Here is a 25,733-nt window from a genome sequence, read left to right as displayed (position 1 = left end):
TATCGGTTAAACGAAGGTTATAATTCCACGAGTTCAAATTCACCTGTCTCTTCATCAAGCAAAACACACGTTGCATTATCACTGAGATAACCACAACTCTCGCCCGGATTGAGTATAAAAGGCTTTTCTTCCTCAAAAATATCAAATTCGTGGGTATGCCCATAAAATACATAGTCGAGATCTTTTAATCTATTGAAGGATATGGGCTCGTGCATTAGCATAACCTTTTTTCCGCTCACCACAACTTCATATGGTCCTTTTCTTATGGCATCTCCCAGTATACTCTTTAGCCCTAAGACTTCACCATCGTTATTTCCAAAAACCACATACAGTTCTCCGCTAAATCCTGCCAGGATTCTAGCGGCAAAAGGAGAAACTATATCACCACAATGAAATATAACACTCGCTCTCCGTTCTTCAGCGATCCGAACAGCTTTTTCCAGGTTCTCGAGATTATCATGAGAATCTGCCATCACCAACCACATACTTTCACCACCATTGTAAAATTTGGACATTTCGCATACAATTATACTGCAGTGAAGTGCCTTTAGAGAATTGTTTTTACTAAATTTTGAATTGGAGATGGGATCTTTGCCTAAATATGTATTGCGAATGGTTAAGGGAGGTATTATAAGGTATCTTTCCCACCAGGAGACAAGTACGGCCATTGAAAGAACCCTTCGACGCGCAAAGCTTCCGTTGTCTTTTACAAAAGGATACCACCCGCACATAAAGTTGAGTTATTTACCCGCTGTTCTAACCGGGGTAGCTACTGCAGCTATCTATATGACCATAGAAACAGAAAGCCCTGTTACTGATATAACAGAAAGGATTTCGAAAGCGGCACCTTTTGGGATATCATTACTCAAAGTCTGGGAGGTTGATGAAAAATTTGATTTGCGTTCCGTAGCTGATTCCTACCAATATTTCTTGTTCTTGCCAAAAAACTGCTTCGATCCATCTCGTTTTTCCGAAGCTACAGAGATAACCAAACAAACGAAGAAATCTCGGAAAATCTTTTTAGCTAAAGAAACGTATCAACATCTTTCCGTCTCAGCGCTGAGGAACTACTTTATGGTAAAATATTTCCAGCCGATGGATAAATCATTGTCATATCAGCATCTTATAAAAATAATGAGCAAAGAAAAGAGCCTTTCTGAAAAAGGAATTTATGTTTTTGTGCTTGAAGCTTATAAAGATGGTGTACCCACGTCTAATATTCTGGATTATATAGGAGGGAAAAAGCATGTCAGGTCACAATAAGTGGGCGAATATTAAACACAGAAAGATGGCCCAGGACGCAAAGAAGTCCAAGATCTTCACCAAAATAATAAGGGAGCTAATGGTAGCCGCACGTGAAGGCGGAACAGACCCAAACACGAATAATGCTCTTAGAGCCGCCATAGAAAGAGCAAAGGCTGCCAACATGCCGAAAGACACCATGGAAAAGGCTATCAAAAAGGGTGCTGGAGAACTTGAAGGACAGTCCTTCGTAGAAGCTTTATATGAAGGTTACGCTCCCGGTGGAGTTGCCATGCTTATAAGAGCTCTCACAGACAACAAAAACAGGACGGCCCAGGAAATCAGGCATCTGCTTTCCAAACACGGTGGGAACATGGCTGAAAGCGGTAGTGTTGCCTGGATGTTCGAAAGAAAAGGTGTTATAACCGTCCCAAGATCCGAGATTTCTGACATGGATGAATTTCAGCTTCTTGCAATTGACGCCGGCGCCGAAGACATTCAGGATGAAGAGGATCCTGTTAGAATAATAACTGCTCCTGAGGAAGCATCTAATGTTAAAAACGCACTGGAAGAAAACGGTTATACGGCTTCTTACGAACTGACCTATATCCCGAAGAACACCGTATCTGTCAGTGGTAACGACGCTGAAAAACTTTTGAAGCTTCTAAATGTCCTCGAAGATAACGATGATGTACAGGAAGTTTACGCAAACTTCGAGATGGATGACTCCGAAATGGAAGCTTTGATGGAGAAAATGCAGTAACATTCAGCCGCCTCTTAAAGAGGCGGCTTTGAGTCTTCAAATGACTTTCCCGAGGTGATACAGTTGCTTTCTTCTTTTGGAATCGTTCTGGTGGTCATATTGGACCAGCTATCAAAACGTATTGTGGAAAACAGCATGAATTATTTCCAGCGTATAGACATTCTGGGAAAAATTCTCGGATTCCGTTACGTTCACAACAGGGGTGTCGCTTTTGGAATGTTCAGCGGAGTAGAGGGGATCCTTATTGCCTCAATTTCTACCACAATTATCATTGGTCTTCTCATATTCGGGGTTATTTTCAAAAACAGACTTTCGAAAATAGAGCAATTTTTCTTCGGGATGATCATTGGTGGTGCTCTTGGAAACCTGATAGATCGCCTGAGACTTGGTTATGTTGTTGATTTTATAGAACTCCCGTACTGGCCTGTTTTTAATGTGGCCGATACGTCTATCGTTCTTGGAACAATTCTTCTTTTGTTCCTATACTATCGGAGGGAACACAGTGCCAGAAGAACAGATTGTAACCAATCGTGAAGACGGATGGCGACTGGATAAATTTCTCTCTGAAAAGGCTCCTCAATGGGTTTCACGTACCGCAATTCAACGACATATAAAAGATGGAGGAGTTCTAGTAAACGGGGAGAAAAAAAAGGCCAGTTATCGTGTGAAAAGCGGCGACATCGTGACTTATACATTTCCAGAAAAAGTTGAACCCGGTACTGTGGAACCCGAAAACATCCCTCTAAATATAATCTACGAAGATCACGACATCATTGTCGTAAACAAACCTCCGGATATGATAGTGCACCCCGTTCACAATAAAACCTCTGGAACACTCGTCAACGCTCTTTTGAATTATTGTAATGATTTACAGGGTATTGGCGGAATTATGAGACCAGGTATTGTTCACAGATTGGATAAGGAAACGAGCGGGGTTATAGTTGTTGCAAAAAACGACCGAGCACATAATTCTCTTGTACAACAGTTCAAAGCACGAACGACAGAAAAATATTACCTCGCAATAGCCAGAGGAAAAACACCCCTTCAGGGAGAAATAAACTTCTCTCTAGCACGTCATCCAGTTAACCGATTAAAAATGACTGTTTCAGCCACAGGCAAGGAATCTCACACGCTCTTCAAAACGATCACCTATTTCGGAAATATAGCCTCTCTGGTTCTTGCAAAGCCCAAAACAGGAAGAACACATCAGATCAGGGTGCATTTTAAAGAAATAGGCCATCCTTTACTCGGTGATAAATTGTATGGAAGACACAAAGACGATATTATACTTGGGGCAGAAAGGCACATGCTCCATGCCTTGCAGATATCTATCCACCATCCCCGGACAGGGGAAAAAATGACCTTTGTCGCACGCGTTCCAGAAGATATGCTAAAGGTCATCAGAAACCTTTTTGAGTTAAGGAGAAAACAATTATGAGGGTCGCTTTTGTTGTCACCTCTCATGAGCTTTACGCTTCTATTCTGAATCCTAAAGAAACGGCATTTGCTCTCAAAAAAGAAGGATACGATACTTGTATACTCATAGATTCCTCCCTATCCTCATCGATTCTCTGGTTCAGAATGCTCAAAGAACAGGGGATTAATGTTATTCCTGGACTAAAAAAGGAAACCAGGTATTACATCCCGACGTCGTCTCAAGGTTTCTTACAACTAATAGCTCTGGAAAATGAACTGACAGATTCTCCAGAAGATGTGGTGGTCATCGAGGGAGTACCCAAGAATCTGGATGAGACTTCGGAGATTCCTGTATGGGAAAGCAGGTATGTGGATCCCAGGCAAAAAAACCTCTTTAAAATATATATTTCACTTGGAGAAAAAAATATCCCCGAAGCGGATTACCATCTTCTAACCGAAGAAGAATACAAAAAAATCATCCAACCGAATATCGGCGTTCTAGAATCGGCACTAAAAGAACCTTTTGAATTACCCAGATTCAAACATAAAATTCCAGTTCACACCACAATAGAAGAACTAAGGGCACTTGCCATTGAAGGCCTTAAAGAGGCTGGAATAACAGATAAGAAATATCTCGAAAGACTTGATAAGGAACTCAAAATAGTTCAGGACAAAGGATTTCAGGATTATTTTCTTCTTATTGCTGAAATAGTCAAGCTGGCAAAAAGTATCGGGTGCTGGGTAGGGCCCGGAAGAGGTTCTGCCGTTGGTTCATTACTCGTTAGAGCCCTTGGAATCACGGCTGTAGATCCTCTGAAATACGATCTTTACTTTGAAAGGTTCTTGAATCCAGCAAGGGAAGATTTCCCCGATATAGACCTCGATGTTGAAGATGAAAAAAGGCCAGAGTTGATTCATAAAATCACTGAACATTTCTCCAGTGAAAAGGTCTGCCTTATACAAACCATGGGGACCTTTTCTTTCAGGTCCGCCGCAAGAGCCCTCGCAAGAAAGATGAAAGTCTCCGAATCGGAAATTCGCAACCTTATCTCCTGGAGCAGAAATGGAAAATTTCTGCCATCTTCTCTGTCAAAAGATAAACGCATGACTTCAATCTTCAAATTCGCAAACCAGCTATCAGGACTTTATAGCACTCTTTCGGTACATGCAGCCGGGATAATACTTTCAGAAGAAGATCTGAGAACCATCATTCCCCTCAGGAAAAGCGATGAAATATACATATCGCAATGGGACATGAAATCCCTCGAATATCTGGGATTTCAAAAGGTTGATTTACTGGGATTGAGAAATCTTTCCCTCTTAAGAAAATTATGCGAAGGAAAAGAACCATGGAACAAAAATCCCGATAACAGAAAAAGTTTCGCCATTCTTTCCCGGGGTTACACCACGGGAATCTTCCAGATTGAAGGTAATGAAGCAACAGCAATAATAAAAAAGATTTCTCCTGAAAACCTCGAGGACCTCGCAATTGGAATTGCCCTGAACAGACCCGGCCCTATATCCTCCGGGATAACAAGAGAATACATAAGACGAAGACGTTTCTTGAAGGCAATTGGAAATTACACAGCCGGAGAGCACATTGCTTCTCTGGAAGATACATTGGGATTGCTCATATTCCAGGAGCAGGTAATAAGACTGGCCATTTCTGAACTGAAGCTCAAACCAGAAGAAGGTGAACTTCTTCGTAGAGCGTTATCTAAAAAAGATACCGAAACCATTGAAAAGCTCGCTGAAGTTGTTCAAGAAAGAAGTCCGGAAAATTCTGAAAAAATAAGCAAATATCTTGAGTTTCTGAGGGATTTCTCTGGATACAGCTTCAACAAGTCCCATAGCATCGCTTATTCATTGTTATCCTATTGGATCGCTTATCATAAGGCAAATAATCCCGTACTCTTCTACAAACTTCTGATCCCGTTGATGGATAGTGGTTCTCGACTACGTGCGGCGGCAGAGGCCCGGGAATTGGGACTCAAGTTCTCAATTTTTAACCCTGGAAATAGAAACAACATAATCCTTGTACCGGGTGATTTCAGACCATCTCTAACAAAGATAGATACCTCCAAACCACCCAAGGAGGAAAACTTCTTTGCTTACGTACGAAAAAATCGTAATTATCTCACTGCCGCTGATCTCGAATTCTTAATAAAAACAGGATTCTTTGATCAATACGGAAGCAGGATCAAGCTGCTCAAAGACATAAACAATGCCCTTTCCGGCGTTGATCCTGACCTGAAATCCGTTCTGAAAGTCTTTGGGTACAAGGAGGAAGAAATAACTGAAGAAATGGAGTCACTGGTTGAAAAAGCTGCCATGGAATTTGAAACCTTCGGATTCAACCTTACGGAATTTGAGGTAGAACTTGATGAAAAAAACAAAGATTTCGTTGACGGAACATTGACTTCCTTGGTTGCTGGCTCTTGCACAGGAATTGCTGCTTTCGTTGCGATAAATGCTAGCGGAAAAAAATTCATAACCGATGGGCGAACCCTTCTTCCAGTAAAATTTCGCGTTCCAGAAAAAGGCTTCGTGGTTTTCAAAAAGGGACATTTTGGAGAAAAATCGATTTTTAGTGAAATACATACAGTAACGAGGATAATAAACGGACCGGTACCTATAGACCATCTTGAAAAAGCATCCGAAAAAAACACACTCATCATTGACACAGGCAAAAAAATAAAACTACATGGTATGAAAACCAGAGATTTTGAAGTTGATGAAATAGTCATTGGAGGTGAATCATGAGAGTTTACATAGTCAGACATGGCTCAACAGAATGGAATCTTACCGGGAAATGGCAGGGAAGCTCTGACGTTCCTCTAAGCGCTATCGGTATAAGAGACGCCACCCTGACAGCAAATTTTCTGGCAGACAAGGTTGAATCGATAGAAGCCATATATTCCAGCGATCTTTCCAGAGCAGCAGAAACCGCGGAGATAATTGGTGAACGCTTCGGAAAACCCCCTATAAAAATGAAGGAACTGAGAGAATGTAGAATGGATCTCTGGAGCGGACTGAAGATTGAAGAGATACTTGAAAAATATGGTAAAGAATTTCAGGAATGGCGAACAAATCCTGATGCTGAGATCCCGGACACAGAATCGCTAAATCAGGTACAGAAAAGAGCTGTTCGGGCTTTCAAGACAATTACTTCTTCTTTGTCTGACGAAAGCAATATAATCATCGTTTCTCATGCATTGTGGATAAGGCTGCTTCTCTGCAGGGTTCTTAACATACCTATCCAACAACACAGAAAATTCAATCTCTGGAATTGTTCTGTTACCATATTAGATTACGATTCGCGCTTTGGCTGGGTAGTTGATACCCTCAACTACTATTTCCACCTCGAAGTGGATACTAAAAAAGCCATCGAAAACAGGTAACATGAAGCTTCACGTTCATTTTATACCATACGAAGAAATCACCGCGCCTGTTGCGGTAGTCATCGACGTTTTAAGGGCAACCAGCAGTATTGCTGTTGCTCTAGCGTCAGGAGTTGAAAAAATATACATCGCTGGCGATCTTTCAGAAGCTGCGGTATTTAAGAAACTTCATCCAAAGGCTTACCTGGCTGGCGAAAGAAACAGCGTTAAAATAAAGGGCTTTGACTTTGGGAATTCACCGCTGGAGTTTCTAAAACTAAAGAAGGGTAGCGAGTTAATACTGACTACCTCAAACGGTACAACTGCTATCAAAAAAAGTATGCAATCAGAAAGACTCTTTACAGCCTCATTTCTAAATGCAGGAATAGTGGTAAATAAAATACTGGAACTAGGTGAAGACACGCAACTTATCTGCGCAGGATCCGATGGTCATCCTTCACTCGAAGACACTCTTTGTGCAGGATACATTGTCAACGAGGTCTCTCATGTTTCGGAACTCACAGATGCCGCTAAAATCGCATTAAACCTTTACCTTAGGAACTCTGAAAGAATAGAACAAGTACTGTCTCAGGTTTCTTCCCATGGTACCAGATTGGTTTCTATTGGATTTGAAAAAGACGTTGCCTTTTGTGCTAAAATTAATGTGTTTAATGTTTTACCAACTCTGGTTGATGGGGCACTAACGAAAGGAGAATAGAAATTGCGCGCAGTTTCCGCTGCTTTTTTTATTGCGGCTATTGTTGCCTTCCTGATCAGCCTTATATATTTTGAGCTAGGAACGCGAAGTATGAGAAAAGGCAAAAAGCCGAAGAGCTATGACAAAAAAGGATTTAGATTTTTGGCAATCGCTGGTATATTTGCTGGTATTTCTTTTCTGATAGCATTTATATTATGACGGTCTAAGGGGGTTAGACTATGGAAAGAAAGATCGCGTTGGAGGAAATCGTATCAAAGCTTCCAGGTGTCAGAGGAGCAAAGGTGCTTATAGACAGCGACGGAGAACCAAAAGAAATTCACATTCTGGCGGATATTAAGAAGCCTGCAAAACAGCTCGTTAGAGATGTTGAAACGGCTATTTATGCTGCTTCTGGAATTAGAATTGACAGAAAGATAGTTAGTGTTGCACAAATAGCAGCAGATGAGGATGAGGGTCTTGCCTCCCATTATGAGAGTACCGATGTAATTCCTTCCGCAAGGTTCAATTTGATTTCAGTAAGAATAGAGACAAATCGAAGAAAACTTACGATAACCGTGACTGTGGATGATGATGGAAAGGTACTAACTGGAAGTTCTATTGTAGATATAGATGACGATGAAAAGTACATAGCAGCGGTGGAAGCCACCGTGGCAGCGATAAGAGAGTCAATTCCCAGCTTCAGGGTTGAGGTTATCGAACGCATTCAATATGGTCTCAACGACATTCTTCTTGTTGTCTGCTCCGCGATAATCAAAGGCAGACGCAGAAAAGAAGCAGGAGCAAGGCTCTTCAGGAAGGATAGCTTCAATGACGTTGTCCTTGTTATATTGGATACATTGAATAGAATGTAGCTCAAAACCTGGAGGTGCCAAGATTGAAATTTTCAAACTCCATTACCTCTGTTTCACCATCCGTTACCCTCGAATTCAATCAGAAAGCCCTCGAAATGCTTTCAAAGGGTGAAGATGTGGTAAAGCTCACGGCTGGCGAGCCAGATTTTCCAACCCCTAAACCTATAATAGAAGCTGCCGTTGAAGCCATGCGAGAAGGTAAAACCAAATACACCAACGCTTCTGGAATACCTCTTTTGAGAGAAAAAATCTCTGAAAAACTGCGTGTGGAAAACCATCTGAATTATTCTCCAGACGAAATTATTGTAACCAACGGTGGAAAACAGGCTCTTTACAACACACTTTCAGCAATACTGAACCCGGGAGACGAAGTGATTCTCTTTGCTCCTGCCTGGGTTAGTTATGGTGCACAGGTTAAAATGTGCGGAGGAATTCCTATCTTTGTAGGGACAAAAATGGAAGATGATTTCTTGCCGAAAATCAAAGACATAGAAAAAGCGATTTCGCCTCGCACCAGGGCTATGATTATAAATTCTCCAAACAACCCGACCGGAACAATGTATCCAGAGAGTCTTCTTACAGAACTGGCGAATCTTGCAAAATCCCAGGATATATTCGTCATTTCAGATGAAGTATACGAAAAACTTTCCTTCGATGAAAAGCACTTCAGTATCGCTTCTATCGAAGGAATGAAAGACCGTGCAGCAGTGATAAATGCTTTTTCAAAAGCCTATGCTATGACTGGGTGGAGGATTGGTTATGTGGCTGCTCCACACTCCCTCGCAAAACAGATAGCTAAGATTCAGAGCCATCTTTCTTCCAATGTGAATACCATGACTCAATATGCCGCTGTAAAAGCTTTCGGGGTCGACATAAGTGAAATGCTTGAAGAATTCATAAAGAGAAGGGAATACGTAGAAACTCGGTTGAAAAAAATAGGCGTGCCCTTCTCTCATCCTAAAGGAGCATTTTACTTTTTTATTGACATAAGAGATTATTTGACTGAAACGTACCCGGACTCCCTGAGCTTCGCTATTGCCCTTCTTGAGAAAGCCAAAGTGGGAATGATCCCCGGTAGCGCTTTCAACGCCGAAGGATTTATAAGGCTTTCTTATGCGAGCTCAATTGAAACACTGAAAAAAGGGCTGGATAGGTTCGAAGGTTTTTTGAAAAAATCTGATAGATAAATATTAAACCTATTTGTTCATCTTCCCATCCATCTGAGGCCCCATTTAAAATCTTCAGAAACAAATCTGACGCTGGAGAACTCTGATTTAGCCAATTGATCCAACATGGAGTTCAGTGCACTTCTGAAAGCAGGCTGGTTGTTTCCGGTTTCAATTTCCATAAGGCATTCCACAATGGCTGCCAGCAGATCCGCTGATCTTACCATTTCTCCCTCTTTTCCAGCAAAAGGATCTAATATTCTGGGCTTTAGTTTTTTCACAAGTTCAGAATCCATTGAATCAAAGATCCTTTGATTAACCATATGTTCCTCAACCCTGGATATAACTTCCTCAAATCCTGGAACTTTTTTCTTCGTTGGAGTTATGATGTCGCCGGTAACACTTTCAGGAATATCATGAAACAACGTCCTTTTAACCACCTCAACCAGGTCCACCGAATTTCCGTTCTGGTTCTCCGTGTAAGCAAGCAGAAAACCTGAAATTGCCACATAGAAAGAATGTCCCGCAACGGTTGTTTTCACGTTTCTGTTGAGCCTGTTCCACCTAACAGCACTCAGTAACACAATCAACGCACGTCTATAATTCTCGAACCAGTCACTGTTTACCAATGCCTTATACGGCTGGAAATCATTGAATTCTTTCAGTGTTTCTTTTAGCCTTCTCAAAGGTTCTTCATAAAATTCAGGGAAGAAACGCGAGTGAATCTCCGCTTCGAGCTTTGCAGATAACAAATCTGCCACGGTGATTATCCTGCCTTCAGGAGATTCGTCCCTGGCGTTCAGAATTGTCTCTGAAAAATCTTTTTTTGTTTTTTCTGGTAAAATAGAAACGACCTCTTCAACAGCGGTGCTGAAAACAGCGTCCCATTTTTCTGGAGCAAATTCCTTTATAAGAACTTTCGTATCCACAGAAATATCCGAGAGCACACATTTAGGAAGTTCTTTTAAAAGAATCCTTTTTAAAAGGTTTTGTTCGTTGATTTTTTCACCGCCAAGGTTGGCGAGTTCTGACATCAGAAGGGAGAACTGAGCAGAAATGAAGGCATTCTGGGCCTCGTTGGTTCTCATTATCGTTGGTAGATTGTTCCAGCGATACATTGTAAATAAGTTGGTCGAAAGTTCTAATAGTTTTACTATCCACTGATACATGTTTTTAACCCTTCCTTCCGTTTTTTCCTTGAACCCCGCTACTGGATTATTGTATCATATCAAAGAAATATAAAGGAAAAGAGGCGAGAATATGTTTGTGAAGAAATGGATAAATCGTGCATACCCAACCTTTAACAAGAAGGATACTGTCGGTAAAGTTCTTGAAGAATGCGAAACTTACGAGGTTGCCGTCGTTGTTGCTCACGATGACGAAGGAAAACTCGCGGGAATGACCAGGGCCAGTAAACTAATGAATGAAGACCCTGGAAAACCAATAAAGGAACTTCTTGAAGAACCAGCTTATTACTGTTACGCTGAAGACTACATCGAAGATGCTATCTTGCTGCTAATTGAGAGCCACGATTTCGTGATTCCAGTTGTTTCACATGATATGAAACTGAAGGGGGTCCTCACTGTTTTCGATATTCTTGAAGCCTTAATGGAGTTCACTGCAATGGATCAAAAAGGATCAAGAATCTCCCTCCTCCTTGACGACAAACCAGGGGTTTTGAAAAAAGTTGTTGATGTTCTGGCTGAAAAAGAGATCAACATCTTGTCCATAGTTACCTCTCCAGAAGGCGAATCTAAGAAAAGAGTCATAATTCGAACCGATGAAACAAATTTGAAAGAGATAGTTGAAGTTCTTCAAAGCAACAATATAAGCTTCGAAACGGTAACAGAAGAGGAGGGATTCTGTGCTTGAGTTATGGAAATATACATTCCTCGGTATCGTTCAAGGGCTCACCGAGTTTTTGCCCGTTTCTTCTTCTGGTCATCTTACAGTCATTTCAAAACTGATGAATCTTAATTTAGAAACGGAAACTCTCAAAGCTTTTTTTGCACTACTACATCTCGCCACTTTTTTTGCTGTTTTGTTTTTCACATACAAAGATGTCTGGAAAATAATCAGTGGTGTATTCAAGAAAAATGAACAACGTACTGCCTGGAAAATGATCGCATTGCTGTTGTTTGCCACACTTCCGGCGGTTGTTGTGGGATTAGGTTTCGAAAGTCAGATCGACAAAGCTTTTTCTGGTATCGTCTTTCCGGCATTGATGCTTCTGGTAACTGCCTTTTTCCTTATATTAGCTGACAGATTCAACGGCAACAAAAAGATCCTCGATTTAACGATTTACACCGCATTGATGATAGGTCTTTTTCAAGCAGTTGCTATTCTTCCCGGAATATCCAGAAGTGGTATGACCGTTTTCGCAGCCCTTCTTTTTGGACTTTCAAGAGAAGATTCTGTAAGGTTTTCTTTTCTTATGAGCCTGCCTGTAACCTTTGGGGCAGGAATTATTGAACTTTCAAAGGTATCAACTGAAACTCCCTACGCAATCTCTGGATTCATTGCCGCTTTCTTTGCGGGCATTGTAGGATTATGGCTTCTGAAAAAATTCGTTCTACACGGGAAACTGCGAGGTTTTGCCTTTTACTGTATAATTGTTTCGTTGATTGTTTTATCAATATCGGGAGGGATTTAGGTGCGCTTCGATTTACTGTTTGCTGGGAGTTCCGTCTATGTTCCCGGTAAGATCGATGCACCATCTAGTTCTGCCGCATTGCTGCGCGATGATGAAAAAACAGTGATAGTCGATCCAGGTGGTTATCCTTCTCTGAAAGAGCTTGAAACCGCACTAAACAGACTTGGAGTGTCTCCCGATGAGGTTACTGACATAATACTCACACATTTTCATCTCGATCACGCTTTTAATTCGATTTTCTTCCCAAATGCCACCGTTCACCTTCACAAAAATTACGCCACAAGAAAATACATCGCTTTTGGAACGATAATCGGAAGGATGTACGATAAAGTCATGAAAAGCTGGAAGAGGGTTTCCACCTTTGAATCTGGCAAACTTTGGGACTGTATAGAGATCATTGAGACACCGTACCACTCAAGAGAGCATGTTTCTTTACTTGTTGAGACTGATAATGCAGGTACCGTCTTATTCACTGGCGATATCTGTGATAGACAGTTCCATTATCACGAAATGCGAAAAGGCATGCGAAAAGATGAAGCCGCTAAGATAATGCTTGAGTTATTTGAAAAAGCCGATGTGGTTGTCTTCTCGCATGATTTTCCTTTATTCAAGAATAGGAGTGATGGATAGTGAAAATCCTGTTCGTTTCATACGAGGTCTATCCTTTAGCTAAAGTTGGCGGACTTGCTGATGTTGCAGGCTCATTGCCTAAGTATCTGGAAAAAGAAGGTGTAAGTGTACAGATAGCTATGCCCTTCCACAAAAAAGTGAAAGCTGACAATATAGAAAACACAGGAATTGTAATAACTACAAAACACCTGCCGGAGAAATACAGTTTTGAAATTTACAAAACCCCTCTTCCTGGAAGCGGCGTTCCTGTTTTCCTTTTCAAAAACGACCAGCTTATAGATTCCGACGAAGTTTATGAAGGAACAGATCTGGCACTTCAAGCCATCGCTTTCTCCGATGCTGTGGTGAAATTCGCTGAAACCCTGGAACCTGACCTGTTGCATGTTAACGACTGGCAACCGGCTTTAATTCCAGCTTACATCTCTGCATTTTACAACGGAAAACCAAAAACGCTGCTAACCATCCACAATCTTGGTTATCAGGGAGAATTCGATAAAAGTTATTTCTACAAAACCGGCTTGCCGGAAAAACTCTGGCAAGAAGGGAAAGCTGTAAAAAACGGTGCTTTTAATTTTCTGAAAACCGGAATCGTTACCGCAACCGCTATCAGTACAGTTAGTCCAACTTATGCGAAAGAAATTCAAACTCCGGAATATGGTGCTGGATTGGACGAAACCTTGAGAGCCTTAAGCGACAGGTTATTCGGTATTTTGAATGGGATCGATTATTCAGAATACAATCCCGCCACTGATAAGAGAATACCCGTGAACTTTGATATAAATTCACTGGAAAAGAAAAAAGAAAACAAGATAGCCTTACAGAAAGAACTCGGGCTTCCCGTAATCGATGTTCCTGTCATTGGTTTGATCTCCAGATTGGTCGAGCAAAAGGGATTCGATCTTATTGAAGCCGCTGCTGAAAAGATTCTAAGCAACGATCTTCAATTCGTTGTATTGGGAACAGGTGAGGAAAGATACGAAAGACTGTTCAAATCCCTGGGTGAAAGGTTCCCCGAAAAGGTCTCTGCAAACATTACCTTCAATGTAGATCTTGCTCAAAAGATCTACGCTGGAAGTGATATGTTTTTGATGCCGTCACGCTATGAACCCTGTGGCCTGGGGCAGATGTTCGCCATGAGATACGGAACGATTCCCGTAGTTCGCTTTACCGGTGGGCTTCGCGACACTGTAAAAGAATTCAACCCCGAAACGCTCGAAGGAAACGGATTTGGTTTTGAGGAATACAACCCAGACAAACTCTTAGAGGCTGTTGAAAAAGCTATCAAGATTTACGAAAACAAAACCCTGTGGAACCAACTGATGCTGAATGCAATGAATACCGATTGTTCCTGGGATAAATCCGCAAGAGAATACATAAAACTATACAAACATGTGTTGAATTCCGGGAGGGATATCTTGAATGCCTGAGCTCAGGAAAGATCCAATAATAAAAAGATGGGTAATTATAGCAACAGAAAGATCCAAAAGACCAAACGATTTTAAAAAACAACAGGATCAGAAAACCGAATCCGTTTTTTGCCCCTTTGATTACGGTAACGAACACACCACTCCACCGGAAATAATGGCTTTTCGTCCCGCAAACACTGAAAAAGATTCACCTGGATGGTGGGTGAGAGTGGTTTCAAATAAATTTCCGGCTCTCGATCCTAACTTAAAACCGGAAAAATTCGGTCACGGCATGTATGATGTCATGAGAGGATTTGGTGCACACGAAGTAATTATAGAAACACCAGAACACGATACCAGTATGGCGTTAATGCCTGAAAAACAGGTTCAGGAAGTTATCTGGGCATACCTGGAAAGGTTCAAGGCCCTTGAAAATGATCCTCGCATACGTTATGTCTTGATCTTCAAAAACCACGGTAAAGAAGCCGGAGCTTCTCTCCAGCACCCTCATAGCCAACTTATAGCAACCCCGATAATTCCCAAACGGGTTGTCGAGGAGCTGGAGGGAGCTCGCGACTATTTCGGGTTCAAGGAACGCTGTGTTTTTTGTGATATTGTTAATCAAGAACTGCTCGAAGGAACCCGTCTTGTGGAAGAGAATGATGATTTTGTGGCTTTTGAACCCTTCGCAGCAAGATTTCCATTCGAAACCTGGATACTTCCCAAAAAACACCAATATAATTTTGGAGATATAGATGAAAAAGAAGTTGAAAGCTTTGCTTCTATGCTAAAAAGAGTGCTTTATAGAATCTATAAGGCTCTGGACAACCCGCCTTATAATTTTATGCTCCACTCAGGATTTTCCGGTATAGAAGGAAAGAATTACTATCATTGGCACCTTGAAATAGTTCCACGATTGACCCGGGTTGCCGGATTCGAATGGGGTTCCGGATTCTATATAAATCCCGTTCCGCCAGAACACGCGGCAAAATACCTTCGAGAAGTCTCCATCGAGGAGGAATAGAAATGAAGATCAAAGTTGATAAAAAACTGATTTCTCACCTGGAAAATCTTGCAAAACTTGAACTAACGGATGAGGAACGAAAAAAACTCATGGAAGAACTGGAAAAGATCCTAAACTATATGTCGACTCTCGATGAAGTGAATGTTGATGATATCGAAGAAATGGTATCTCCTATAGAAAACTCAATGACTCCTCGGGAAGATAGAGCAAGAAAATTCGAACACATTGATTCCCTGATCGAGCTCTTCCCGAAAAAAGAAGGGCGATACCTTAAGGTACCCAAAATCTACTAATGGACGACATGTCTCTTAAAAAAGGAAAAGAATTTGAGGAAAGAGCAAGCAAGTTTCTCAAAAAGCAGGGTTACAAAATACTCGCAAGAAATGTTCGCTATTCTTTTGGAGAGCTGGACATAGTCGCAAGGAAAGGAAAGACACTAGTATTTGTGGAAGTTAAGGGCGGCAATCCGGATTTTCCACCACGAATGAGGGTTGACCGCGCAAAGTTAAGGCGTCTGGAACTTGCAGCTTACAAATACATAAAAGACTTTTCACCAAAATTCGAAGAATCCCGTCTTGACGTGATAGAGGTTTTATCCAACGGCGAGATAAATCATCTAAAAGGTGTTGGAAGGTGGTAGTAATATGATACGAACAGAAAAGGAAATACTTCAGGAATACCAGCGTTGGCTAGAAAATGCTTCGGCTGAACTTGTTCAGGAATTAAAGAGCCTTCCAGAAAACGAAATTAAAGAACGCTTTTTCAAAGATCTGGAATTTGGCACAGGAGGTATGCGCGGAAAAATCGGAGCTGGAACCAACAGGATGAACGTTCATACCGTTTCTCGTGCTACTTTAGGTTTTGCAGATTGGTTGCTATCTCAATACAGTGATCCATCCGTTGTTATCGCGTACGATACAAGAAAAATGTCGAAAGAATTTGCAGAAACCGCAGCAAATATTCTTTCAGGTAAGAAAATTCAGGTGTATCTATTTGAAGCCCCGGCTCCCACCCCTCTCCTGAGTTACTCTGTGAGAACTTTAAAATGTAGTGGAGGAATCGTTATAACCGCGAGTCACAACCCACCGGAATACAATGGATACAAAGTTTATACCCATGACGGTACACAGGCTGTTCCCAGATATGCTAATCAGATAATAACGAAAGTCAATGCCAATGACTTCTTCAATGATATACAAAAAGACTCATCATTGATCTCTCCAGTACCTGAAGATGTTATATCTTCATACACTGCTCATATAATTAACCTAATGGAAGAACTTTTCAGTGCAAAAGAAAGTCTTAAGGTTGTTTACACCCCTTTGCACGGTACGGGACGCGATTACGTAACAAAAGTTCTTGAAAAATTAGGACACGAGGTTATCAAAGTGGAAGAACAGTTCACTCACGATGGGAATTTTCCAACGGTGAAGTACCCCAACCCGGAGGATCCTGAGGCTTTTAAGTTAGCGCTAAGGTATGCCGGAAAAGAAGGCGCAGACCTTGTAATTGCAACCGATCCAGATGCTGATAGAATGGGTGTTGTATGCAAAACACGGGAAGGTTACAAAGCTTTGACTGGAAATCAGGTGGGGGTCATTTTCACCGCCTATCTGCTGGAAACTCTCAAGAACAAATTACCTGAAAAACCCTTTATAGTGAAAACCATTGTTACCACTGATATGGCCAAAACAATAGCTTCTAACTACAACGTTGAAACCCGTGAAACACTCACAGGATTCAAATTCATAGGAGAACTTATTGAGGAATCTATAATAAAGAAAACCGGGAACTTTATCTTTGGATTTGAAGAAAGCTATGGTTACCTCTATGGAATGCATGCAAGAGACAAGGATGCTGTTGTCGCTTCCGCATTGGTTGTAACCGTCGCAGCAGTTCTAAAAAAACGCGGGATCACCCTATGGCAGTATCTTGAGGAGCTCTATAGGCAATATGGCTATTACGACGAGAAACTCCTCAATTTCACTTACGAAGGAATTGAAGGGCTTGAAAAGATATCGAACATAATGAACTCTTTACGGGAGAAAACTCCGTCAGAAGTGGCGGGACACAGGCTCCTGAAATTTGAGGATTACTTAGAAGGGATTAAAGGGTTACCCAAATCCAACGTAATATCCTTAACCTTTGAAGAAGATTTGAAACTAATCGTCAGACCTTCTGGAACAGAACCAAAAATAAAATTTTATCTGATGACTAGAGGAAATTCTAAACAGGAAAGCACTCAAAAACTCCAGAAGCTCACAGATCTGGTAGAGAGGATTGTTGGAAGATGAACAGATACGCACACATTCTATACGATGATAATTCCTATTGTTCACCGAAAAGAGCCACCTTTGACTTTCGAACCAAAACGGGCCTGATGACAACCTGGTCTAAAGAACAGGCACAGGAGCTTTTAGAAAAGAAGTACTGGACATGCCTTAGCGCATATTCTCTCGAATGTTCTATAAGAAGAAAGATTACTTTTGAAAGGAAACACAGTGATGTCAATCTGTTGTATTTCAAATATTCAACAGAACTTCCCGAATCGGTTGAATCGTATTTCGATTTCGAAACGATCGAGACAATATCTAAGTTTTTCTCTTTAAGACAAATAACAGAAGATGTTTATACGATGCTGAAAGAATACGAAAGGGGCATCATGACTTTCGAGGAACATTTTTTCAGTAACTGGCTCATCAAAATCTTTGAAGAGTCAGAAGTCGAGGGAGATCGGAAATCCCTTGAAGTTTTTCTCATGAGGTATGTGGAGATTTTTGTAACCAAAATACTGTGGAACACCTACGGAGGGGATTTGAACCGTTTGAGAAAGGATTTATCCGCCATAGTTTACACCTATACCGAAATGAAGGATTTCTTTGAAGGGGTCTGAGGTGAAGTCATGAAGCGATTTGCAGCGGTTGTAGTTTACGATGGCAGTAACTTTTTCGGATACCAGATTCAACCAAACAAAAGGACAGTTCAAGGGGTTTTTGAAGAAGCCCTTGAGCGAATACATAAAGCAAAAATTCCAACTGATGGTGCAGGTAGAACCGATACGGGCGTACATGCTTACGGTCAGGTAATAGCCTTCACCTCGAACCTTGACCGGCTAACCCCCAAACATATGAAAGATGCTTTAAATGCTAATCTTCCAGATGACATATATGTACGGAGAATTCATGAAGTCCCGTCGAACTTCAGTCCAAGGTTCGCGGCAAAAAAGAGGATTTACCACTATTACATACTGAATACGAAAGAACCGGATCTTTTTCGAAGGAAGTATTTCTGGTGGTTTCCGTATGAGGTAGACTTAAATCGTATGCGTCAGGCGTCAAGATATCTGATCGGTGAACATGATTTTACATCCTTCAGAACCGGTCATGACGACAGAAGCACCATAAGAACAATAACAGGAATAAGGATTTTAAGGCTACAGAAAAACATCATTTTAATAAGAGTTGAAGGTATTTCCTTCCTCAGGAGAATGGTGAGAAATATAGTAGGTCTTTTAATGAGAGTTGGAACTGGTGGAATTGAACCGAAAAAAACAAAAGAAATCCTTGAAGCACGGGACAGATCAAAACTTCCTAGTTCAGCTCCTGCTCATGGCTTGGTGCTTCACAAGGTGATTTTTGATGAGTTTGAAACTTAGACTTGATGAATTGCTTGTAGCAAGAAACTTTTTCTCGAGCCGTTCGAGAGCCAGCGATATAATCAAACAGGGGAAGGTTTCGATTAACGGCAAGATTGTTAAGAAACCCGGGAAAAAAGTGCCTTTAGATATCAAAATAGAAATCAATGACCTCAAAGATTATGTTGGGAGAGGTTATCTGAAACTTGAAAAAGCATTAAAGGTTTTTCAGGTAAATCCTGAAGAGAAGCGCGTGTGTGACATAGGTGCATCAACCGGTGGTTTCACCCAGTTGCTTCTGGAAAAAGGTGCTAAGATTGTGTATGCTGTTGACGTTGGAAAAAACCAACTCCACGCCTCGCTCAGAAACAACCCGAGAGTCAAGATAATGGAAGGTACAGACGTAAGAAACCTATCTGTTGAAATGCTGAATGGTTATGTAGATATGATAACAGCCGACCTATCTTTTATCTCGCTGACAAAAGTGGTTGAGATTTTCGGAAAACTGTTGTGTGAAAAAGGAGAATGTATTGCACTTGTGAAACCTCAGTTTGAAGCGGGACCAGCTTTTGTACAAAAAGGAACAGTAAAAGATCCTGAGATTCATGATAAAATCCTCGAAAGAGTTATCAAAACTTTTGAACATGCTGGTTTTTCTGTTTGTGGGCTTGATTATTCACCAATAGCAGGGAAAAGCGGGAATATAGAGTATCTCCTGTACTGTAAATGGAAAACTAATGATAGTTCATTTGAATTAAATATCGTAAGTGAGGTTGTTTCGGAAGCATTTAACAAAATATTAGATAGATGATGGGTGAATAAAATGAAAAAAAGCCTGGTCTTTATTTTCATCGCTTTCCTTGGAATTTTTACTATCGCTCAGGAAACGCTGGATTTCGTTCCATCCAGTGCAGGATATTTTTTCCTATTGAGGGACACTCGAGGAAATCTAGATATTCTGAAAGAAAACACAAATTTTTTCTATACCTATCTTGCAGATGAAGGAGCCGGTATTGAAAGTCTTATGACCAGCACCATCGAAGGCATTCTCGATTCCGGAGTTTCCGGTGAACAGGTATTTAACCAGGCTCTAAGCGATGAAGTTTTAATAGCTGGCGAAAGCTTCTCTCTGAATTTAGAAGACCTTCTCACCTTCGATCCCTTCTATCTTATAAGCACTTTGAAATCTGACGGAATGATCTTCTATGTCGTCTGGAAGTGCAGCGAACCAGAAGTCCTTCTGGAGGTAATCTCCAAGCTAAGCAATACAAGTAAAATCATACAACCTGGTGAAAAAATAGGGGAACTGAGAAGCAATGGAGGCACACTCTTTTATTCTATAAAGGACGAATACTTGCTTCTTGGGAACAACAGCGAATCACTGAAGAAAGCTTTAGATGCTTATGATGGCAAAGTTGAAAGACTTGTGGATGTCTCAGAAAAAGTTAAAGAACTTCAAGAAAAGAGTACGCAGTACTGGATAACCGGGTACTTCCAGAGCGACAAATTCGACATAAATTTCGGTCTACATTTACCTTTCAAAACAAAAGACACCACTCTTTTTGCAAGACCTGAAGGACACACCCTGACCGCTACGATTTCACAAAGTACCCTTTTTATAAATCCAGAAGATCTCGATAGCCTTAGAAGCTCAATTGATGGAAAAGAAGGACTGGACACTCCGTTTTTTGGAGACTTTATTGTAACCTTTCCACACGACAGCATTAAAACCCTGAGAAGAGAACTTTCCCATTGGTTTGAAATGGATCTTGAATCCTATAGAGAACTCGCAGAACTTATGGGGGACATCGCAATGAAGAGCACCGGCTATGTCAGAGTTTACGGTGATCTTATCACAGAGGAATCTTCCCCGGTTATTAATCTGGAATTCAACATCTCAGAACAACTGGAAAAAGAGAAGGAACGCTTGCTGGAGTGGGGAGCTGAAAGATTCGAAGATAATGAAATCGAAATCTTCAAGCTCGAAAATTTCTTCGAAACACTGTATTTTATATTCCAACCTTCAAAATTGGTGGTTACAACCCTGGATTCCAACGAGTATTTCTCAAGACTAGAAAACGGGAAAGTCCTTACTAAAGATCCACAGTATACCTTTTTAAAACATCTTGGCATGACAGAAGACATAGCTGAGATCTTCGTGAATCTCGGGGAACTCTTTAGCTACATTCTCGGTCTAAATGTTGATTCAGCTATACTCTATCAGGAAACTGTGGATTCTTCTGGAACATTCATACACACGCTGAGAATATATTGAGGTGAATTATGAAAATTTTAGGAAAGCTTTTCGACAAGAACAAAAGAACTTTGAAAAGATACGATTCCATTGTAAAAAAAGTGAATGCTCTGGAAAAAGAAGTCAGGGAATACCCGGCAGAAAAATTTCCTCAGAAGACCCGTGAATTAAAAGAGAGGATAAAAAAGGGAGAACCATTGGATAATCTTTTGCCTGAAGCTTTTGCTCTTGTTCGTGAAAGTGCCAGAAGAACGGTTGGTATGAGGCATTTTGACGTCCAGGTAATGGGCGCCATAGCTCTCCACGAGGGAAAGATAGCCGAAATGAAAACCGGAGAAGGAAAAACCCTGGTAGCAACCATGCCCCTCTATCTGAACGCCTTGACCGGGAAAAACGTTCAACTCGCCACAGTCAACGACTACCTGGCAAGAAGAGATGCGGCGTGGATGGGACCAGTCTATGAATATCTAGGATTAACCGTTGGATACATACAATCATCCATGGATACATCAGATCGAAAAAAAGCCTATCAATCCGATGTAACTTACGGTACTGCCAACGAATTTGGATTCGATTATTTGCGCGATAATCTTGTCTACTCATTAGAACAAAAAGTGCAAAGAGACCACTACTACGTTATCGTTGACGAAGCTGATAGCATCTTGATAGACGAAGCCAGAACACCTCTGATCATTTCGGGACCAGCAGAGGCATCTTCAGAACTATACAGAAAATCCGCCTTCTATGCCAGACGCTTTGTGGAAAATGAAGATTTTATCGTAAATGAAAAAGAAAAAACGGTCAGTCTTACCGATAAAGGAATAGAAAAAGCCGAGAGACTCTTCGGGATTGATAATCTCTACGACCCAAATAATTATACTTACCTTTTCCATCTTTTGAATGCCTTAAAAGCCCGAACTCTTTTTAAAAAAGATGTGGATTACATCGTATCCAACGGGGAAGTCATTATCGTCGACGAATTCACCGGAAGACTTCTTCCAGGAAGACGTTACAGTGAAGGATTGCACCAAGCCATCGAAGCAAAAGAAAATGTCAAGATAAAAGAAGAAAGCATTACTTATGCCACTATCACCTTCCAGAACTACTTCAAGATGTATGAAAAACTCGCGGGGATGACAGGAACGGCTGCTACCGAAGAAGCCGAATTCGTATCAATATACGGTTGTGAGGTAGTGGTTATACCGACAAACAAACCAGTTCTCAGAAAAGACAAAGATGATCTCGTCTTCCGTACTGTAGAAGAAAAATACGCTGCTATTGTTGAGGAAATAGAAAAACGCTATAAGAAAGGCCAACCTGTTCTTGTTGGAACAACTTCTATAGAAAAGAGTGAATATCTGAGCTCTTTGCTTAGAAAAAAAGGCATTCCACATGAAGTCTTAAATGCCAAGCACCACGAAAGAGAAGCAGAAATAGTAGCCAAAGCTGGTGAAAAAGGTACTGTAACCATCGCTACGAATATGGCCGGTAGAGGAACCGATATAAAGCTTGGTGAGGGTGTCAAAGAACTTGGCGGATTATTCGTTCTTGGAACGGAGCGTCATGAAAGTCGAAGAATAGACAACCAGCTCATCGGTCGTTCCGGAAGGCAAGGGGATCCCGGAGAATCGAGGTTCTTCCTATCCCTCGAAGATGACTTGATTCGTCTTTTTGGCGGAGAAAAGCTCAAAGGTATTATGGACACCCTCAAAATAGAAAAAGGTGAACCAATCGAACATCCATTGCTGAGTAGAATAATCAACTCCGCTCAGAAAAAAATCGAAGGTATTCATTTCTCAATACGAAAACGCCTTTACGAGCTAGACTCTGTTGTAGATAAACAAAGGAGTGCTATTTACGCCCACAGGGATTGGCTCCTTAGAGGTGAAGACATCGATAAACATATCCATGAAATCATAGAGGATACGGTTACTCGCAGAACAGAAAATTGGGAAACTGTTCCCGCATATGAAGAGATAAAAACTTCCTTCGGCTTTCTACCTGAACGAATCCTGGAAGGTGTTAAAAGCTGCAAAAAACCTGAAGAGTTAACCAATATACTCATAGAAAACCTGAAAAAAGAGTATGAAGAAAAGAAAAAAGCCTTTGGCGATGAGTTCCCCAATGTGCTGAAATATTTAATGCTTCGCATGATAGATGAACGCTGGAGAAAACACCTGGAAGCAATAGAACATTTGAAGGACTCGGTGGGTTTAAGGGCTTACGGACAAAAGGATCCTGTGATAGAATTCAAAAAAGAATCCTATATATTGTTTGAAGAAATGGTCGATTCGTTGTACGATGACATTGTCAGCGTACTGGTAAGATTGATCAGAATAGATAGCGAAAAAACAAGAAGAGAAAGCGCAGAAAGAGCTACAAAAGTTGAATTTCGTTCATAATGAATTTTCTGCCCTCAAAAAAGATGGCGGTAAACGTTCTAAAGAGAAAAAGCACGGTACTCATAGCAGAAGATTCAAAGTAAAACGTTGAAGGATGGTGGGAACCAACAATGTTAAGTTATGAAACAAACGCCAGAATCCAGGAACTGAGAGACAAATTTGAAAATATAAAAACAACCGTTGACGTGGATAAGATAAAAGAAAAGCTTTCCCGGATAGAAAAAGAGCTTTCCGACCCGTCCGTTTGGTCGGACCAGCGGCGTGCAGGAAAACTCGGACAACAGGCTCAAGCTTTAAGAAGTCAGCTCGATTTACTCAATAAAGTCCAGGAACTGTTTGAAAACATAGATATCGCCGTTGAACTCTCAGAAGAAGACGAAAGCTATCTTGAAAACCTCAACGAGCTTCTGAAAGAAGCTGAAGATATGGTAAAAGAGTTCGAACTAAATATCTTATTGAGTAGTCCTTATGATGCTTACAATGCTTATTTGTCAGTTCATCCGGGAGCTGGTGGAACAGAATCTCAGGATTGGGCTTCCATGCTATTAAGAATGTACATACGCTGGGCTGAGCGTAATAATTACAAAGTAACTACTATAGAAGAACAGCCAGGCGAAGAAGCTGGAATAAAGAGTGCCACTATAAATATAGCCGGCCCTTATGCTTATGGAAAATTGAAATATGAAGCGGGAGTTCACAGGCTCGTAAGGATATCACCCTTTGACGCTAACCACAGAAGACACACTTCATTCGCTTCTGTGAGTGTCTTCCCTGAAATGGACGACGATGTGGAGATAGATATCAGACCTGAGGATCTCAAAATCGATACCTATCGTGCTGGTGGAGCCGGCGGGCAACATGTCAATCGAACGGAATCCGCGGTGAGAATTACCCATATTCCAACGGGAATAGTTGTTACCTGTCAAAACGAACGCTCACAGCATCAGAACAAAGCAACCGCAATGAAAATTCTTAAAGCAAAATTGTTTGAGCTGGAATTAGAAAAGAAGCGTCAAGAAAAAATGAAATTGATGGGTGAGCAAAAAGACATCGCGTGGGGCAATCAGATACGGTCCTATGTTTTCCAGCCTTATACCATGGTAAAAGACCACAGAACCAATTACGAAACAGGAGACGTCCAGGCTGTCATGGATGGATACATAGATGATTTCATTGAAAAAGAACTTCTGTTTTTTGCGTCAATTGATGAAGACAAAGAATAGCAAGAATTTTTTCTCAAAATTTGACATTGAAGACATAAAAATGATATCATTTTGATTGAGCGGAGAGGATCACATTGCAAAGACAGTACAATGAGTCTCACCGGAGCGTGATGGTCCAGGAAACGCTCCATTATTTGCGTCCTACCTATAATGGAGTTTATGTGGACGGCACGCTCGGCGAAGGTGGGCATACAAAAGCAATAATTGAAGCAACGTCAGGCAAATGTAAAGTAATAGGTCTTGATATCGATGAAGAGGTTCTAGCAATAGCGGAGCAGAACCTGAAAGAGTTTAAGGAGAACGTAGAGTTGTTCAACGTGTCTTATGTTGATTTCGACTTGGTCCTTGAAAGTTTAGCGGTCGATAAAGTGGATGGATTTCTCCTGGACATCGGGGTTTCGACTTATCAGTTAAAGGCTAAAGGTCGCGGTTTTTCGTACGAGATTGATGAACCTCTGGATATGAGAATGAGTCTATCGGGTTCAGTCACAGCTGCAGATGTCGTTAACAGCTATCCCGAGAAAGAACTCGCAAGGATCATTTTTGAGTATGGTGAAGAAAAACGTTATGCCAGGAGAATTGCGAGGAAGATAGTTGAGCGGAGACCGATTCAAACAACCATTCAGCTTGTGGAAGCCATTAAAGCAGCACTACCTCCACAGGAGCGATTCAGGAGAAAAAGGCATTATGCCACCAGAACCTTTCAAGCTATCAGAATTGAGGTCAACGGCGAACTCAAAGGTTTGAGAACAGCTCTTGAGAAGTTTCCAAACTACCTGAAACCTGGTGGAAGGATCGTTATTATTTCGTTTCATTCGCTCGAAGACAGGACGGTCAAACATTTTTTCCGGGAACAAGATGGTGTCACCTTAAAAATTTTGACCAGGAAACCTGTTGTACCGTCTGTCGAAGAAGTGAGTGAAAATCCTCGCGCAAGGAGTGCGAAACTTAGGGCAGCGGAGCGGATCTGA

At 41.2% G+C, this 25,733-nt stretch carries 25 protein-coding genes and 1 pseudogene; 24 read left to right on the top strand and 2 right to left on the bottom strand.

Annotation, left to right across the window (positions count from 1 at the left end; genetic code table 11):
• Positions 1-17: 17 nt before the first annotated feature.
• Entirely contained in the window at positions 18-515 is a 498-nt protein-coding gene (locus DU53_RS10100; protein ID WP_148208034.1) for a metallophosphoesterase, read from the bottom strand.
• A gap of 76 nt (positions 516-591) precedes the next feature.
• Between DU53_RS10100 and DU53_RS10095 the strand changes: the two genes are divergently transcribed.
• The 9 genes from DU53_RS10095 (at position 592) to aspC (ending at position 9,557) form a co-directional block, all read left to right on the top strand.
• Positions 592-1,263, top strand: a complete 672-nt coding sequence (locus tag DU53_RS10095) for a TIGR03936 family radical SAM-associated protein (RefSeq protein WP_015869260.1) — start codon at positions 592-594, stop codon at positions 1,261-1,263.
• On the top strand, positions 1,247-2,005 hold the full coding sequence (locus DU53_RS10090) for a YebC/PmpR family DNA-binding transcriptional regulator (RefSeq protein ID WP_063728534.1): 759 nt from the start codon (positions 1,247-1,249) through the stop codon (positions 2,003-2,005). Before DU53_RS10095 ends, DU53_RS10090 begins: the two co-directional genes overlap by 17 nt.
• 63 nt (positions 2,006-2,068) lie before the next feature.
• Entirely contained in the window at positions 2,069-2,539 is a 471-nt protein-coding gene (gene lspA / locus DU53_RS10085; protein ID WP_015869258.1) for a signal peptidase II, read from the top strand.
• On the top strand, positions 2,508-3,443 hold the full coding sequence (locus DU53_RS10080) for an RluA family pseudouridine synthase (protein WP_015869257.1): 936 nt from the start codon (positions 2,508-2,510) through the stop codon (positions 3,441-3,443). Before lspA ends, DU53_RS10080 begins: the two co-directional genes overlap by 32 nt.
• A complete protein-coding gene (locus DU53_RS10075; RefSeq protein WP_015869256.1) occupies positions 3,440-6,184 on the top strand; it encodes a DNA polymerase III subunit alpha in 2,745 nt (914 codons plus the stop codon). Before DU53_RS10080 ends, DU53_RS10075 begins: the two co-directional genes overlap by 4 nt.
• Positions 6,181-6,822: a histidine phosphatase family protein gene (locus DU53_RS10070; protein ID WP_015869255.1), complete on the top strand. Its 642-nt coding sequence runs from the start codon at positions 6,181-6,183 to the stop codon at positions 6,820-6,822. Before DU53_RS10075 ends, DU53_RS10070 begins: the two co-directional genes overlap by 4 nt.
• Position 6,823: 1 nt before the next feature.
• Positions 6,824-7,519, top strand: coding sequence for a 2-phosphosulfolactate phosphatase (locus DU53_RS10065; protein ID WP_063728532.1), 696 nt, complete (start codon positions 6,824-6,826; stop codon positions 7,517-7,519).
• Between the two features lie 218 nt (positions 7,520-7,737).
• Positions 7,738-8,370, top strand: a complete 633-nt coding sequence (locus tag DU53_RS10055; RefSeq protein WP_015869252.1) for a hypothetical protein — start codon at positions 7,738-7,740, stop codon at positions 8,368-8,370.
• 23 nt (positions 8,371-8,393) lie between these two features.
• Positions 8,394-9,557 carry an aspartate aminotransferase gene (aspC, locus tag DU53_RS10050; RefSeq protein ID WP_015869251.1) on the top strand — a complete coding sequence of 388 codons (1,164 nt, stop codon included), beginning with the start codon at positions 8,394-8,396 and terminating at the stop codon, positions 9,555-9,557.
• A 17-nt stretch (positions 9,558-9,574) separates the two neighbouring features.
• Here aspC and DU53_RS10045 read toward each other — a convergent pair whose 3' ends face one another.
• Positions 9,575-10,705, bottom strand: a complete 1,131-nt coding sequence (locus DU53_RS10045; RefSeq protein ID WP_015869250.1) for a YfbR-like 5'-deoxynucleotidase — start codon at positions 10,703-10,705, stop codon at positions 9,575-9,577.
• A 91-nt stretch (positions 10,706-10,796) separates the two neighbouring features.
• Here DU53_RS10045 and DU53_RS10040 point away from each other — a divergent pair, with 91 nt between their 5' ends.
• The 15 genes and pseudogenes from DU53_RS10040 to rsmH all read left to right on the top strand — a co-directional run bounded on the left by DU53_RS10040 (position 10,797) and on the right by rsmH (position 25,733).
• Complete coding sequence (locus DU53_RS10040; RefSeq protein WP_015869249.1) at positions 10,797-11,408, top strand: CBS domain-containing protein; 612 nt, start codon at positions 10,797-10,799, stop codon at positions 11,406-11,408.
• A complete protein-coding gene (locus DU53_RS10035; protein WP_015869248.1) occupies positions 11,401-12,189 on the top strand; it encodes an undecaprenyl-diphosphate phosphatase in 789 nt (262 codons plus the stop codon). The genes DU53_RS10040 and DU53_RS10035 overlap by 8 nt, the downstream gene beginning before the upstream one ends.
• Complete coding sequence (locus DU53_RS10030) at positions 12,190-12,819, top strand: MBL fold metallo-hydrolase (protein ID WP_015869247.1); 630 nt, start codon at positions 12,190-12,192, stop codon at positions 12,817-12,819.
• Positions 12,819-14,246 (top strand): glycogen synthase, encoded by a 1,428-nt coding sequence (locus DU53_RS10025; protein ID WP_015869246.1) that lies wholly within the window; start codon positions 12,819-12,821, stop codon positions 14,244-14,246. The genes DU53_RS10030 and DU53_RS10025 overlap by 1 nt, the downstream gene beginning before the upstream one ends.
• Positions 14,239-15,249: a galactose-1-phosphate uridylyltransferase gene (gene galT / locus DU53_RS10020; protein WP_015869245.1), complete on the top strand. Its 1,011-nt coding sequence runs from the start codon at positions 14,239-14,241 to the stop codon at positions 15,247-15,249. The genes DU53_RS10025 and galT overlap by 8 nt, the downstream gene beginning before the upstream one ends.
• 2 nt (positions 15,250-15,251) lie before the next feature.
• Complete coding sequence (gene gatC / locus DU53_RS10015) at positions 15,252-15,542, top strand: Asp-tRNA(Asn)/Glu-tRNA(Gln) amidotransferase subunit GatC (protein WP_015869244.1); 291 nt, start codon at positions 15,252-15,254, stop codon at positions 15,540-15,542.
• Positions 15,543-15,550: 8 nt separating this feature from the next.
• Positions 15,551-15,889, top strand: a complete 339-nt coding sequence (locus DU53_RS10010) for a YraN family protein (protein ID WP_041289032.1) — start codon at positions 15,551-15,553, stop codon at positions 15,887-15,889.
• 4 nt (positions 15,890-15,893) lie between these two features.
• Positions 15,894-17,543, top strand: coding sequence for a phospho-sugar mutase (locus DU53_RS10005; RefSeq protein WP_015869242.1), 1,650 nt, complete (start codon positions 15,894-15,896; stop codon positions 17,541-17,543).
• Positions 17,540-18,142 (top strand): hypothetical protein, encoded by a 603-nt coding sequence (locus DU53_RS10000; protein WP_015869241.1) that lies wholly within the window; start codon positions 17,540-17,542, stop codon positions 18,140-18,142. The genes DU53_RS10005 and DU53_RS10000 overlap by 4 nt, the downstream gene beginning before the upstream one ends.
• A gap of 9 nt (positions 18,143-18,151) precedes the next feature.
• Positions 18,152-18,904 (top strand): tRNA pseudouridine(38-40) synthase TruA, encoded by a 753-nt coding sequence (gene truA, locus DU53_RS09995; RefSeq protein WP_015869240.1) that lies wholly within the window; start codon positions 18,152-18,154, stop codon positions 18,902-18,904.
• Positions 18,888-19,694, top strand: coding sequence for a TlyA family RNA methyltransferase (locus tag DU53_RS09990; protein WP_015869239.1), 807 nt, complete (start codon positions 18,888-18,890; stop codon positions 19,692-19,694). Before truA ends, DU53_RS09990 begins: the two co-directional genes overlap by 17 nt.
• 12 nt (positions 19,695-19,706) lie before the next feature.
• Positions 19,707-21,158: a hypothetical protein gene (locus DU53_RS09985; protein ID WP_015869238.1), complete on the top strand. Its 1,452-nt coding sequence runs from the start codon at positions 19,707-19,709 to the stop codon at positions 21,156-21,158.
• Positions 21,159-21,166: 8 nt separating this feature from the next.
• Positions 21,167-23,630 (top strand): annotated as a pseudogene (secA, locus tag DU53_RS09980) (preprotein translocase subunit SecA).
• Positions 23,631-23,649: 19 nt separating this feature from the next.
• On the top strand, positions 23,650-24,762 hold the full coding sequence (prfB, locus tag DU53_RS09975; RefSeq protein ID WP_015869236.1) for a peptide chain release factor 2: 1,113 nt from the start codon (positions 23,650-23,652) through the stop codon (positions 24,760-24,762).
• Between the two features lie 74 nt (positions 24,763-24,836).
• The gene (rsmH, locus tag DU53_RS09970) at positions 24,837-25,733 is read left to right on the top strand and encodes a 16S rRNA (cytosine(1402)-N(4))-methyltransferase RsmH (RefSeq protein WP_015869235.1); all 897 of its coding nucleotides are present in this window, start codon (positions 24,837-24,839) and stop codon (positions 25,731-25,733) included.

Source organism: Kosmotoga sp. DU53, from assembly GCF_001639905.1.
Lineage (GTDB): Bacteria > Thermotogota > Thermotogae > Petrotogales > Kosmotogaceae > Kosmotoga > Kosmotoga olearia.
Note: the sequence above shows the minus strand (reverse complement) of the source record. Positions and strands in the feature narration are given on the sequence as shown.